This window comes from Xanthomonas vesicatoria ATCC 35937, from assembly GCF_001908725.1.
Taxonomy (GTDB): Bacteria; Pseudomonadota; Gammaproteobacteria; order Xanthomonadales; family Xanthomonadaceae; genus Xanthomonas; species Xanthomonas vesicatoria.
On sequence record NZ_CP018725.1, the window covers coordinates 4,973,564 to 4,987,783 of the forward strand.

The 14,220-nt window shown below is 63.0% G+C and carries 9 protein-coding genes; 3 read left to right on the top strand and 6 right to left on the bottom strand.

Features of this window, described 5'->3' with window-relative positions:
- Window positions 1-58: 58 nt before the first annotated feature.
- The gene (locus tag BJD12_RS21780; protein ID WP_005996370.1) at window positions 59-2,170 is read right to left on the bottom strand and encodes a methyl-accepting chemotaxis protein; all 2,112 of its coding nucleotides are present in this window, start codon (window positions 2,168-2,170) and stop codon (window positions 59-61) included.
- Between the two features lie 881 nt (window positions 2,171-3,051).
- Here BJD12_RS21780 and BJD12_RS21785 point away from each other — a divergent pair.
- Window positions 3,052-5,907 (top strand): hybrid sensor histidine kinase/response regulator, encoded by a 2,856-nt coding sequence (locus BJD12_RS21785; protein ID WP_005996368.1) that lies wholly within the window; start codon window positions 3,052-3,054, stop codon window positions 5,905-5,907.
- 143 nt (window positions 5,908-6,050) lie between these two features.
- Here the strand turns inward: BJD12_RS21785 and BJD12_RS21790 are convergent, their stop codons facing one another.
- Window positions 6,051-6,395: a response regulator gene (locus BJD12_RS21790; protein ID WP_042828540.1), complete on the bottom strand. Its 345-nt coding sequence runs from the start codon at window positions 6,393-6,395 to the stop codon at window positions 6,051-6,053.
- Between the two features lie 293 nt (window positions 6,396-6,688).
- On the opposite strand from BJD12_RS21790, the gene BJD12_RS21795 reads away from it, so the two are divergent.
- Together BJD12_RS21795 and BJD12_RS21800 are read left to right on the top strand one after the other, a co-directional pair.
- Window positions 6,689-8,203, top strand: a complete 1,515-nt coding sequence (locus tag BJD12_RS21795; RefSeq protein ID WP_005996364.1) for an ATPase domain-containing protein — start codon at window positions 6,689-6,691, stop codon at window positions 8,201-8,203.
- Window positions 8,190-10,262: an ATP-binding protein gene (locus BJD12_RS21800; protein ID WP_039422996.1), complete on the top strand. Its 2,073-nt coding sequence runs from the start codon at window positions 8,190-8,192 to the stop codon at window positions 10,260-10,262. Before BJD12_RS21795 ends, BJD12_RS21800 begins: the two co-directional genes overlap by 14 nt.
- Window positions 10,263-10,493: 231 nt before the next feature.
- Here BJD12_RS21800 and BJD12_RS21805 read toward each other — a convergent pair whose 3' ends face one another.
- Genes BJD12_RS21805 through BJD12_RS21820 form a run of 4 tightly spaced genes read right to left on the bottom strand, consistent with a single transcriptional unit; the run spans window position 10,494 to window position 14,207 of the window.
- Window positions 10,494-11,195: a tetratricopeptide repeat protein gene (locus BJD12_RS21805; RefSeq protein ID WP_005996361.1), complete on the bottom strand. Its 702-nt coding sequence runs from the start codon at window positions 11,193-11,195 to the stop codon at window positions 10,494-10,496.
- Window positions 11,195-11,677, bottom strand: coding sequence for a cytochrome c-type biogenesis protein (locus tag BJD12_RS21810; RefSeq protein WP_005996359.1), 483 nt, complete (start codon window positions 11,675-11,677; stop codon window positions 11,195-11,197). The genes BJD12_RS21805 and BJD12_RS21810 overlap by 1 nt, the downstream gene beginning before the upstream one ends.
- A complete protein-coding gene (locus BJD12_RS21815) occupies window positions 11,677-12,219 on the bottom strand; it encodes a DsbE family thiol:disulfide interchange protein (RefSeq protein ID WP_042828535.1) in 543 nt (180 codons plus the stop codon). Before BJD12_RS21815 ends, BJD12_RS21810 begins: the two co-directional genes overlap by 1 nt.
- The gene (locus BJD12_RS21820; RefSeq protein WP_005996355.1) at window positions 12,216-14,207 is read right to left on the bottom strand and encodes a heme lyase CcmF/NrfE family subunit; all 1,992 of its coding nucleotides are present in this window, start codon (window positions 14,205-14,207) and stop codon (window positions 12,216-12,218) included. The genes BJD12_RS21815 and BJD12_RS21820 overlap by 4 nt, the downstream gene beginning before the upstream one ends.
- Window positions 14,208-14,220 lie beyond the last annotated feature (13 nt).

The window sequence follows — 14,220 nt, forward strand, 5'->3', positions numbered from 1 at the left end:
ACGTCGCCGGTTGCCTGCGCAGCACGCGCTGCGACAGGTCCCCTGATCGCCCAGCTACTCACATCACTGTGGCCTTGACCTTGAACACTTCCACGGTGCGGATCAGCTCCACAGAGTGGTCTTCCAATGCACGCGCGGCGGTGCTGGCGGCTTCGACCAGGCGGACGTTCTGCTGCGTCGTTTCGTCCATCTGGGCGATGGTGTGGTTGACCTGTTCGATGCCTCCGGCCTGTTCCTGCGAGGCGGCGGAAATGTGGCCCATGATGTCGGTGACGTGCTGCACGCTTGTGACGACCTCGCCCATGGTGGTACCGGCCTTGTGCACCAAGGCCGAGCCATCGGCGACGCGCTGTACCGAGTCTTCGATCAGGCGTTTGATTTCCTTGGCGGCATCGGATGAGCGGTGCGAGAGGGTACGCACTTCCGAGGCGACGACGGCGAACCCGCGGCCTTGCTCGCCTGCGCGTGCGGCCTCGACGGCGGCATTCAACGCCAGAATGTTGGTCTGGAAGGCAATGCCGTCGATGACCGAGATGATATCGGCGATGCGCTTTGAAGAAGCTTCAATGCCGGACATCGTCTCGATCACCTGGCTAACCACATCGCGTCCTTCGGAGGCCACTTGGGCGGCGCCGCGTGCGAGCTGGTTGGCACGGCCGGCGTGCTCGGCGTTCTGCTTGACGGTGGAAGTCAGCTCTTCCATCGAGGCCGCGGTTTGTTCGAGATTGGTCGCCTGTTGATCACTGCGGCGCGCCAGTTCCTGGTTGCTGCTGGCGATATCTTCGGCGGCAAAGCCAATGCTGTTGGAAGTGGTCTGGATCTGGCTGACGATGCCGGTAAGGCGATGCACGGTGCTATTGGCATCGTCGCGCATGGCGGCGAACACGCCATGGTAATTGCCCGACATGCGCACGGTCAGGTCGCCGTCGGCGATGGCGCGCAGCAGCTCGGAGAGCTTGGCCAGGTTGGTGTCGGAGGTGGCCATCATGGTGTTGAGGTTTTCCACCATCAGGCGGAAGTCGTGCTCGAACTTTTCCGGCTGTCCGCGTAGCGCGAAGTCGCCTGCACATGCGGCTTGGGTCAGGGCGTGAATCTGCGCATTGATGGCGAGCAAGTTTTGCTTGACCTGCTGCATGGTAGTGGTGATGGCGGCTTTCTCGCCGGGGTAGTGTTCGATTTCCGGGGTGAGGTCGCCGACCGCGTAGCGACCCATGACCTCGGTCATGCGTAGCTGGGTCTGCACGTGCGCGTGCACCAGCACGTTGGTGTCCTGCACCATGTGCGCATATTCGCCTGGAAATTGCCGCGGGTCGCTGCGGTAAGTGATCTGGCCAGCGTCGTGACGGGCTGCCATGGTGCGCTGCGCCGAGATGACATCCCGCAGACGGCGCTGCATTTGCTGCATTGCACGCAGCAACTGACCGGATTCGTCCTTGCCCGCCTGGGTGTCGGAGCTGCTGAGATCGCCCGCACTGATGCGCTCGGCCAACTGCAGCGACAAACGCAAGGGCAGCACAACGCTGCGGGTGAGCAGCAAGGCAATCGCGGCGCCCAATAGCAACGCGACGACAGTGGAGATCACCATGAGCATGGCAAAGCCTCGCGCGGTGGCAACGGCTTCCTTGGCGGCTTGGCGGTTCTTCTGCTCTTGCAGGTCGATAAAGGCATTGATGCTGGCAAGCCAATCGATAAAAGCCGGGCGTGCTTCCTGCAGCAGGCGTTGCTCGGCATGCATGCGATCCGCTGCGTCGCGGAAGGTGCGTACCTGCGCGATGAGTGGCAGGGTGCGCTGCTCGATGGATTTGATTTGCTGCAGAATCGTTTTTTCCCGCGCGTCGGTCGAGGCGGCGATCATGTTGTCGAGCGGCTGCGCGGAACGGGCGTAGTCGGCGGCCAGTTTGTCGATCAATTGCTCCGCAGCGTGCCTGTCCGACGGCGCATCCATCAGCACCACATCGCGCAAGGCGATCGCCCGGTCGTGCACGCTGCCACGGAAGTTGATCGCATAGCGTTGCTTGACGCTGTTGACTTCATTGATCGCGGTCAATTGGCGATCGATGCTGCGCACGCGCTGGATGCCGACCACGGTGAGTATCACCATCAGGACGATGATCGCGAGAAAGCCCAGGGACAGGCGCTGGCCAATGCGGAGATTCGAGAGGGTGTGCATAGGAAGATCGGTGATCCGCGCAAGCGGAGAGCGAGGGAGTCCCAACAGGGGCAGGGAGGCGATGGCAGGCGTGTGACGTCGAACAGCGGGTGTCGCCGTGATCGCGTCTCGTCCCGTTCGTTAGCGACCCCAAGTATTGGAACTGTACCCGCGGTGCCCCCGACATTCAGGCGCGGTTGGACTGCTCCAAAGGCCTTGGGATGAGCGGTAGATAAGGTCGGATAGGCCCAGGCAGCCAGCAGGTCTCATGCACGCTGCTGCGTGCGTTGCCCGGAAGCGATCAAGTCACAAGTACAGGCACCCGGCTGCAGGTCCGGGATCTGGGCGACTGCGATTGATCAATATGCGCAGCCGGACTGTTCCTTCGTCTTCCCTTCCTACCCGGGTCTGGCGGTGCAACCGCCGCGCATAGCCGGAATTGCCTGGCCGCAGCGGAAGTCGCCGGCAAGCGCGCTTCCGATCTTCTAGTAATGGAGCTGCGGACGTGCAGGCGCGCCCTTCAATCGTCTACATCGGTAAGGTGGATGCGAGGACGCGCTGCGTTGGACGACCGCTCGTCTAACTGCCAACTGCAGGCCAGGGTTTGCTGGTCGTTTCAGGCTAACGCCTATCCTCACGCGCTGCGCAGTACCGTGGCGCTGTCCGCACGCGCCGGCGGCAGCACAGGCGGTTGGATGGACGCCACCCGCCTTAGGTCGGATGATGGCGGCGGTATGGGCGGTCGATCGTGCTGTTGGCGATGCACCGCGTGGTCTTGGGCTCTTTAACGGTTTGGCACAGATGCACGGATGGATGAACAGTCATCAGGGCGCACACGGCGTAGCGATGCAGTCGCGTCGTGCGCCTCCTCTGCGGCATACGGTCCAGTGGATGCGGGTGGCATGAGGACGACATTTCCACATGGCGACAGCGCCATGGCGCAAGCCGTACGGGCGTACGACTGGGATGCCACACCGCTGGGGCCGTCGGCACAATGGCCATCGCCGTTGCGCAATGCGATCGATCTGCTGCTGTCTTCACCGGAAAGCATGTATCTGGTGTGGGGCGAGGCACTGACGTTTTTCTACAACGATGCGTATGCGCCGATCCTGGGGCCGCGTCAACCGCATGCACTAGGCGCGCCATTGCGCGAGCTATGGGCTGATGCGTGGGAGGCAGTGCGTGCGCCGATCGAGGCGGCCTTTGTCGGAAACGCATCGCGCTTCGAAGAAGTACCGATCGCCATGAACCGTTATGGCGTGCCGGAAGACACGTGGTGGACCTTTTCGTTTTCGCCAATCTACGCGGACGATGGCAGCATCGGTGGCGCGTTCTGCGTCACCAATGAGGTGACCGCGCGCATGCGGGCGCAGGCACGGTTGGCGGACGAGCACGAGCGCCTGATTCGCTTGTTCGAGCAGGCGCCGATGTTCATGGCGTTTTTGAGCGGGCCGCAGCATCGCGTCGAGTTCGCCAACCCCTGTTACTCACGCTTGATCGGCCACCGCGACGTGATCGGGCGGCCGCTCGCTGAGGCGTTGCCCGATGCGCTTGAGCAGGGACATGTGCGCCGTCTGGATGAAGTGTATCGGTCCGGGCGCGCATATGCGGCCAATGCCTTGGTGTACGACGTCCAGGCAGTGCCAGGTGGTCCGACCGAGCGACGTCTGCTGGATCTGGTGTACCAGCCGATTGCCGGCGCCGACGGCACTGTCTCCGGCATCTTCGTGCAAGGCCTGGATATCACCGATCGCATCAGCCTGGAACGCGCTGTGCGCGAGGCGGAGGTGCGCAACCGGCAGATACTCGATAGCGTCATGGATTACGCGATCATCGCGACCGACATGCGCGGCCGGGTGACTTCGTGGAACGAAGGGGCGCGCCGTATTCTGGGTTGGACCGAGGCCGAAATGCTCGGGCAATCGCTAGAGCGCACATTTACCCCGGAAGATGTGGCCCGTCGACAAATTCTCATTGAAGCTGCCGCAGCGCTGGAGAGTGGCAGCGGCATGGACGAGCGCTGGCATATGCGCAAATCCGGCGAGCGGTTCTGGGCCAATGGGTCGCTGATGGTGCTGCGAGAAGAAACCGGCGTGGCGATCGGATTTGTCAAAGTGCTGCGCGATCGCACTGTCGAGCGCCTTGCCAGCGAAGCGTTGATCAAGAGCGAGCGCCGGCTGGATGCCTTGGTGCGCGCGTCGTCGCAAGCGATCTTTTCTGCAACGGCAGACTGGAGTGCGTTGCGCCTGCATGCGGGCAATGGCTTGTTGGACGACGGTCGTCCGGCCAATGCACGCTGGCAGCAGGAATGGATTCATCCGGATGATCGTGCGTCGTTGGCGCAGGCCGTCCACGCTGCGATCAGCGACAAGGCTGCCCTGGAGCTGGAGCTACGCGTGCTGGACAGACATCAGCAGATACGCTGGACGCTGTTGCGCGCAGTGCCGTTGCTCGATGCAGATGGCGGTATCGAAGAATGGTTTGGCACGGCCTCGGATGTCAGTGACAGACGCCAAGCCGAAGAGCAATTGCGCTTGCTTACCGAAACCCTGGAAGAACGCGTACGCGAGCGGAGCGCTGCGTTATTGCTTGCCGAAGAAAAACTGCGCCAAAGCCAGAAGATGGAGGCGGTGGGGCAGCTCACCGGTGGCCTGGCACACGACTTCAACAATCTGCTGACCTCCATCACGGTGGGGTTGGAACTGCTGCAGGCACGGGTGGAACAAGGCAAGTACGACCGGCTGGAACGCTATGTGGAAATGGCGCAGACCAGCGCCGCGCGCGCCGCCGCACTGACGCAACGCCTACTGGCGTTCTCGCGCCGGCAGACGCTCGCCCCCAGTGCTGTGGAAGTAGACGCTTTGATCCACGGCATGCGCGAAATCATCTCGCGGACCCTAGGGCCGTCGATTACCTTGCAAGTCACGCCGGCACCGCAACCGTGGAAGGTGCTGGTGGATGCCCCGCAGCTGGAAAATGCATTGCTGAACCTATGTCTCAATGCGCGCGATGCCATGCCCGATGGTGGCAGGCTCACGATCAGCCTGCACAACCGTTCTCTGGATTCGGCCGCGGCCCAGCATCTGGATTTGCCGCCTGGCGATTACGTCTGCCTGAGCGTGCAGGACACCGGGACCGGCATGACGGAGGAGGTCATGTCCAAGGTCTTCGAGCCGTTTTTCACCACCAAGCCGATCGGGCAGGGCACCGGACTAGGTCTGTCGATGATCTACGGCTTCACCCGGCAGTCGGGCGGGCATGTGCGCATCGATTCGGAAGTGGGCGTTGGCACGACCATGGCGCTGTACCTGCCGCGCTTCACCGGCACGCATGTGCAGCAAGAAGCTGCCGCACTAGAGCAGCCGCAGCACCCTGCAGTGCAAAGTTGCACGATCTTGCTGGTTGAGGATGAAACCGCAATCCGCATCTTGATCTCCGAGGTGCTCACCGAAGCCGGCTACCGCGTCATCGAAGCATCCGAGGGCAGCGCTGCGGTCGAGCGCTTGCGCTCGTTAGAGCCAATCGATGTATTGGTGACCGATGTCGGCCTGACCGGGGCGTTGAACGGACGTCAGGTGGCCGATGCGGGCCGGCAGTATCGGCCCTCACTTCCGGTGCTATTCGTAACCGGCTATGCGGCAACTGCGGCGGTGGGCGCAGGCCAGCTAGACGATGGCATGGAAGTGTTGACAAAGCCGTTCCTGGCGACCGATCTGAAGCAGCGCGTTGCGCAACTCCTGCAGCGGCATGTGCAATAGGTGGTGGCTGAGCAGCCCTGTAGACGACACGGGCATGGGCCAGTGCACCCATGCTTCGCATGCAACCGTGCTCGACAGCGCGTACGACCTGCGCTTACGCTTTTGCTCAGCGCGATGGGCATGTCCTGCTGTCGGTTAACCCGCTACAGGACTGTCTGCACGATGCCCAGCAAGTCGCGCAGTGAAAATGGCTTGGTCAACAAGCGCATGCCGGTATCCAGGAAATCCGCTCGCTTGGCGCTGGCACCTGCGTAACCGGTCATGAAAATGATCGGCAAGGCCGGATAAAGGCGCCGCGCATTGTCGGCCAGGTCGCGTCCGTTCATTCCGGGAAGGCAGATATCCGACAACAGCAGGTCGAACGGACACGCCCCAGTAAGCTGCTCCATCGCCTGCTCGGCATCGGCCGATACGACGACCTGGTAGCCCTCGTCACAAAGGATGTCTGCGGTCATCGCGCGAATGGCGTCGTCGTCTTCGACCAACAGAATACGTGCGTTACATGATGCGTCGTTCACCGCTGTCCTCAAGCGATCGCAACAATGCGAACTGCTTCACCACCAAGGCTATTCGCGCGCCCGTGACGAATATGTCGGATTTGTCACACGCAGCGGTGAGATGCTGAGGAAGATGCCAATCTTTGAAAATCCTGCGACATGCGCGATTAGCCGGTCGTTAGGGCGCCAAAAGCAGACAACTTGCGCGACACGTCAGGCCAGACAAGCTGATCAGTTCAGTCCTTCGTGCGGTGCGACGGCGTGCGCATGCTAAATTTACGCGTATGGAAAACGTTAAGCCGATGATCGCAAACCGCATCACCACCGGGACGACAGGGCTCGATACCATTTTGCGCGGAGGCCTACCGGCCAACCGGCTGTACCTGCTCGAAGGCCAACCGGGCTCAGGCAAGACCACGTTGGCGTTGCAGTTTTTGCTCGATGGCGCCGCGAAAGGCGAGAGCTGCCTGTATGTCACTTTGTCGGAAACCATCGACGAGCTCAACGAGGTTGCCGGGTCGCATGGCTGGTCGCTGAAGGCCCTGCACATCTTCGAGCTGGCTTCGGCCGAAGCGTTTCTCGGCGACGGGCGCCAGCAGTCCATTCTGCATCCCTGGGAAATGGAACTGGATGGCACGATCAAGCTGATCCAGGCCGAGGTCGATCGGGTCAAGCCGACGCGTGTGGTATTTGACTCGCTGTCCGAGCTGCGTCTGTTGGCGCAGGACTCGCTGCGTTACCGGCGTCAGGTACTGGCGTTGAAGCAATTCTTTGCGCCGCGCAACATCACCGTCTTTTTGGTCGATGACCTCACCGACGAAAACGGCCAGCGCGATGCGCACTTGCACAGCCTCTGCCACGGGGTGATTTCGCTGGAGCGCATGACGCTGGATTTCGGCGCAGCGCGGCGCCGCATGCAAGTGCAAAAACTGCGTGGGGTCAATTTCATCGCTGGCTATCACGATATTACGATTGCCACAGGTGGGATGCGCATCTACCCGCGTTTGATCGCGGCCGATCACCATTTGCCGTTCGTGGGCGATGCGGTGTCCAGCGGGGTCGAGCGCATCGATGCGTTGTTGCATGGCGGCCCTTTGCGCGGCACCAGTACCTTGTTGACCGGTCCGGCTGGCTCGGGCAAGACCAATGTCGCCCTCCAATATGTTAGTGCCGCCTGCGAGCGGGGCGAGCATTGCTGCGTGCTGCAATTCGACGAGCGTACTGGGACCTTGCTGACGCGTGCCGAACATCTGGGCATGGATCTGCGCAAGCATCTGGCATCGGGCATGTTGGAGCTTCACCAGATGGACCCAGCCGAGCTGACCCCCGGGGAGTTCGCCTGGGCGGTGCGCGAAAGCGTGGAGGCACGCAACTGCCGCATCCTTGTGATCGACAGCCTCAACGGCTATCTATCGTCGATGCCGCAGGAAAAACAGCTGATGCTGCAGATGCATGAGCTGCTGTCCTATCTCAACCAGAGCGGCGTGACCACATTCCTGATCAATCCGCAACATGGTCTGGTGGGGACGATGTCCACCGGCAATCTCAATATCTCCTACATGGCCGATACCGTCATTTTGTTTCGTTTCTTCGAAGCGCAGGGACGGATTCGCAAGGCACTGTCGGTTATTAAAAACCGCAGCGGCGCGCACGAAGATTCGATTCGCGAGATGCGCATCACCGGCAGCGGCCTGCACTTGAGCGAGCCGTTGGAAAAGTTCCATGGTGTGCTGACTGGCACTCCGCAGTTTGTTGGAGACGGCACGCCGTTGCTGGACCGTGCACTTGACCAACCGTGAACCGGATGGCTCGGTCGTCCACATCATTGCGCCGTTCGGCCGCGATGCGGAGAGTATTGCGACCATCGTCGGTGAGCGTGGACTGACGTGCCGGGTCTACGCGACGTTGGCGGCCTTGGCCGGCGATCTGCTCGATAGCTCCGGCGTGGTGGTATTGACCGAAGAAGCTGTCGGCGGCGATTTGCAGCAGTTGCAGCAGATCCTGCAAGGGCAGGCAGCGTGGTCGGATATTCCGTTTGTGCTGTTGCGTGCGCCGCGTGGCAGCCAGCACGGGCGCCGCGCAAGCCTGCCTGCCGAGATGACCAATGTCATCGAGCTGGAGCGCCCGCTCAGTTCGTCGTCGTTGTTGAGCGCGATTTCCAATGCGTTGCGCTCACGACAAAAACAGTTCGTCATCCGCGATCAGATGGCCGAGCTGGCCGAAGGCCGGGCGGCACTTGCGTTGAGCGAAGCCGAGCTGCGCCGCGTTACCGACGCCTTGCCGGTGTTGATCGCTTTTATCGACAAAAATCTGGTGTACCGCTTCGCCAATCGCTCCTACGAAGACTGGATCGGTATTCCGCCGCAAGATGTGGTCGGAAAGCCGCTGGTGGATGTGGTGGGGCCTGCGGTGGTACGCGAGCGGCGGGCCTGGATCGAGGCGGCGTTGGCCGGTCAGGCGCTCACCGTGGAAGCGAGCTGGCCGCACGCCGATGGGCGGCGCCGCGACGCGGAAATCCGCTACATGCCGCGCTTCGATGCGGATGGCCAGGTAGATGGTTTCCATGTGTTTGCAACCGATGTCACCGCGCGTGCGCTGGCGATGGAATCGATCCAGGAGCAGGCCAATGTGCTCGAGGCCAAGGTGGCCGAGCGCACCGCCGAGCTGCAGCAGCAGATGCTGGCGCGCGAATCGAGCGAGGCAGCGCTGCGTCAGGCACAAAAGATGGAAGCGGTAGGTCAGTTGACTGGCGGCATTGCGCACGACTTCAACAACATGCTGACCGGCATCCTGTCGGCACTGGATTTGGCGCGCCTGCGCATCGACCAGGGGCGGACCGAGGGACTGGGGCGCTTTCTTGATGTGGCTTCGGCCTCGGCCTTGCGCGCGGCCGCTCTGACCCAGCGCCTGCTGGCGTTTTCGCGCAGGCAATCGCTGCAGGCGCGGCATCTGCAGTTGAACGATCTGGTGGTGTCGCTGCAGGAATTGTTGGCGCGTACGCTGGGCGAGTCGGTACGCATGGAAGCCGATCTTTGCACTGCGCTCCCGCAGGCGTATGTGGATGAAAACCAGCTGGAAAGCGCGTTGATCAACCTGGCCATCAATGCCCGCGATGCCATGCCGGATGGCGGCCAGTTGCGCATTTCCACTCGGCATCTGCATGTCGACGAACACCGGCTCGAACTTGGCCGCGGCATCACCCTGGCGCCGGGCGACTACGCCGTGGTGTCGGTGGCCGATACCGGCACCGGCATGCCGGCCGATGTGTTGGAGCGCGTGTTCGAGCCGTTTTACACCACCAAGCCGATCGGGCAGGGTACTGGCCTGGGCATGTCGATGATCTATGGCTTCATGCAGCAGTCCAACGGGCAGGTCTGGGTGGAGTCGGAAGTGGGCGTGGGCACCACGGTGAGCCTGTATCTGCCGGCCGGTGTTGAGGCGCAGAGCGTGGCGATCGGGCCGCAAACCGGCGCGGTGGTGGCCGGACAAGGGCAACAGGTGCTGGTGGTGGAAGACGACGAACAGGTGCGCCTGCTGGTGACCGAGCTGCTTGGCGAGTTGGGTTATCAGGCGGAGGTGGTCGCCGATGCCGATGCCGCGCTGCCGATCCTGGCCTCGCAGCGACGGATCGATCTGCTGGTGACCGATGTCGGTCTGCCCGGGCTAAACGGACGCCAGTTGGCGGAGATCGCGCGACAGTCGCGCCGCGATCTGCCGGTGATCTTCATGACCGGCTACGCGGAGACCGCACGTGACCGCGGCGAATTTCTTGCCGAGGGCATGAGCATGATCGCCAAGCCGTTTACGCTGGGCGAGTTCAGCGGGAAGCTGCACGAGGTGCTGGGGCCGTCGTCCTGAGCGAGGCAGGCCTTGGATCTGCCGCACGGCTTGCTCAACACTTCTTGGTAGCCGCGTCGATTGCCTACATACATGCAGGTGCAGGCTGCGCCTTCAACCTGATGCGGTCCACTTTCAGCATATTTTTCTGCGTCTACGCACCTGCGCAGTGCACCATCGTCGCTGACGGCGAGCTTGGCGGGCGGACGTAGACGCCTCAGGCACGCTTGTACGCAGCGTGCGCCGCTGTTTTCAGCGTGCAGCACGCCCGGATTGCCGCGCGCTGGCCATCGATTCGGCCACGGCAATCTTGTCTGCCACCGCCTTCTGCATCGGCGAGCCGGTCTCCAGCAGTCCATGCAGATGACGCCAATGGTTGGTGGCTGCAGCGTAGTCGTGCTGCTGAAAGTCGCTGATGCCGAGTAGCCACAGCCCGCGCTGATTGTCCGGCTCGCGCGCGATCAACTGCTGCAGCCGCGTCCGAGAGGTCGCATCGATGGCGAAATCGCTGTGCGTTGCCATGTCGGCGGCGACCCAACCGACGATGGCGGCGCTGGTGTCGGGGGCGATCTTCAGCGCCTGCGCGTAGGCATCGCGCGCCTCGGCGGAGCGATTGTTCTGCTCGTGCGCTTTGGCCTGTTGCATCCATGAGGTGAGCGCCGCCAATTGCGCCTGTTCGGCAGCGCTGGATTGTGGCGGCGCGTCATTGGCAGCAGGAGCCGGTGTGGTTGGAGCGGTCTGTGGTGCGGTCGCGTACACCGGATGCGCGATCGTATCCGGCGCGCCGACCAGCCGATACAGGCCAGCGGTGGCGATGGGCAGGCCCAGGACCAGCAGAATCGGCAACGTGTAACGCGCATTGCCGTTTCGCCTGGGTGTGCGCAGCAGCGGGAGCAGCAACAGCAGCAGCGCAAGCACCACCAGCGCAGCGCTCAGGACATAAAAGCCCGTCATCACCAGTCCTCCTCCGCCTGCGGGGCCACGGCCGGGCCGATACGTGCACGCTTGCGCACGGTGTGGATCACCACCGCGGCGCCGGCGCCCAACATCAGCAACGGCCCAAACCACAACAGCCAGGTGCCGCGCGAGACCGGCGGGTCATACAGCACAAAATCCGAATAGCGGTCGACCATGTACTGCTTGATCTGCGCATCGCTCTTGCCGGCCTGGAGCTGCGCAAAGACCTGATGGCGTAGGTCGCGCGCCAGCGCGGCGTTGGAATCGGCCAGGTTCTCGTTCTGGCAGACCAGGCAACGCAGTTGCGCGGTCAGTTGCTGATACCGCGCTTCTTCGCTGCGGTTTTTGAATGGCAGTGGATCCACCGCCTGTGCTTGCACGCAGGGCGCAAGCACTATGCCCAATAGCAGCACCAGCAACAGGCGCAGCTTGCGCGCCTGGTGACGCCGATGTGTCTGAAATAGGCCATAGCCCAGCATCACTGTGCCCCCTCGGGCAGCGCGGCGATTGCGGGCAGCAGCTCAGCGTTGATGACATCGGGGGTGAGCACGCCGATGTGCTTGTAACGGATCACGCCTTGCGCATCGATCAGGAAGCTTTCCGGTGCGCCATACACGCCGAAATCGATGGCGGTCTGGCCGTCTTCATCGGCGATGACCACGGCGTACGGGTTGCCCAAGCGTGCCAGCCAGGCGGTGGCATCGGCCGGGGCGTCCTTGTAGTTGTAGCCGATCAGGGGCACACCGAGGCGGTTGGCTTGCGCCATTAGCACCGGATGCTCGTGCACGCATTCTGCGCACCAGCTGCCGAACACATTGAGCACATACGGCTTGCCCAGCAGTTGCGCGCGGGTGACGTGCTGATCGGGCGCATCCAGCCGCGGCAGCGAAAATGCCGGTGCCGGCTTGCCGATCAACGGCGAAGGCACATCGCGCGGGTTGTGTTGCATGGTCCAGTAGATGCCGAAACCGAACAGTGCGGCGACCAACAAGAACCCCAGCAAGGGCAGCATGCGCTTCACGGGTGCGACTCCTGCGCGATGAGGTGCGCATCGTATGCCGGCGCCGTAGCGGCCGTGGCTGCTGCAGACACCGGCGCGCGAAAGCGCCGTGCGCAGGCGCTGACGAAGCCGCCCAGCATCATCAACAGGCCGCCGGCCCATATCCAGCGAATAAAGGGCTTGTAGTACAGGCGCAAAGTCCAATCGTGTTCGATGTGCTGATCGTCCAGCGGCTCGCCGAGCGCGACATACAGATCGCGGGTGATGCCTGGGTCGATCGCCGATTCGGTCTGGATGCGTTCGCTGCTGTACAGGCGTTTTTGCGGATGCAATTGAGCCATGACCTTGCCATCGCGACTGACCTGCACGCTGCCTTGTTCGGCCTTCCAGTTCGGCCCGTCGACCAGCTGCACGCCGTCGAAGCGGAAAGCGTAGCCGGCAATTTCGGCGCTCTGGCCGGGCGACACGCGCACGTCGCGTTCGACCGACAGGCTTTCCGACACCAGTACGCCGGCAACGAATACAGCCACGCCCGCATGCGCAATCAACATACCGGCCATCTCCGCGGGAAAGCGTCGGCCGCGCGGCATCTCATGCCAGCGCTTGTATACGTACAGCGCGGTACCGAAAGCCACCCAGGCCGCCACGCCAATGCCGGCAATCGCCTTGGCCTGACCATCGGCGAACAGGCTGCCGACCAGTGCGCAGGCGATTGCAGCGATGCCGGCGCGCGCACCCAATGCCTTCAATGGTGCAGCGTCGGCCCGACCCCAGCGCAGATAGGGGCCGAACGGCAGTAGCAGCACCACCGGCAGCATCAGTAACGGGAACAATAAGCCGAAATACGGCGGCCCCACCGACACCTTGCCCAGGCCGAACGCATCGGCGATCAGCGGGAACAAGGTGCCCAGCAACACCATCGCGGCGGCGACGGTGAGCAATAGATTGCCGATCAGGATGGCCGTCTCGCGCGAGGCGGCGGCAAACGGTTTGCCGCTGGCGATCTTCGGTGCGCGCAGGGCGTACAGCAGCAACGAGCCGCCCACCACGGCTACCAGGAAGATCAGGATGTAGAGCCCGCGTCGCGGGTCGGCGGCGAAGGCATGCACCGATGTCAGCACGCCGGAGCGCACCAGGAAGGTGCCCAGCAGCGACAGCGAGAACGCCAGGATCGACAGCAGGATGGTCCATGCACGCAGGCTGCCGCGTTTTTCGGTGACCGCCTGGGTATGGATCAACGCAGTGCCGACCAGCCACGGCATGAAGCTGGCATTTTCCACCGGGTCCCAGAACCACCAGCCGCCCCAGCCCAGTTCTGCGTACGCCCACCAGCTGCCGGCCACGATGCCGGCGGTGAGGCAGGCCCAGGCCACATTGGTCCACGGCCGCGCCCAGCGCACCCAGGCCTGTTCCAGCTCGCCGCCCAGCAAGGCCGCCACCGCAAACGCGAACGCCACCGAGAAGCCGACGTAGCCGGTGTACAGCACCGGCGGGTGGAAGGTCATGCCCGGGTCCTGCAACACCGGATTGAGCTCGTTGCCGTCCAGCGGAATCGGCGACAGCCGCCCAAACGGATTGGAGGTCAGCAGGATGAAAGCCAAAAAGCCCACCGACACCAGCCCCAGCACCGCCAGCACGCGAGCGGCGAAGTGCTGCGGCAGATGCCGGCTGAAAGCGGCCAGCAACACCGTCCATGTCGCCAGGATGGCGATCCACAGCAGCAACGAGCCTTCATGCGCGCCCCACACCGCGGCAAAGCGGTAATACCAGGGCAGGGCAATGTTGGCGTTGGCAGCGACATAAGCCACCGAAAAATCCAGCGACAGCAGCGACCAGGCGAGCAGGCCGAATGCCATCCACACGAACACCGCCTGGCCGACCGCTGCCGGCCGCGCAATGCCCATCAATGCAGTGTTGCCGCGCCAGGCACCGATCAGCGGCAACACGCCCTGGGCAAGCGAAAGCAGCAGCGCCAGGATCAGTGCGATCTGGCCGAGTTCAGGCGTCATGAGTGAGTCGCAA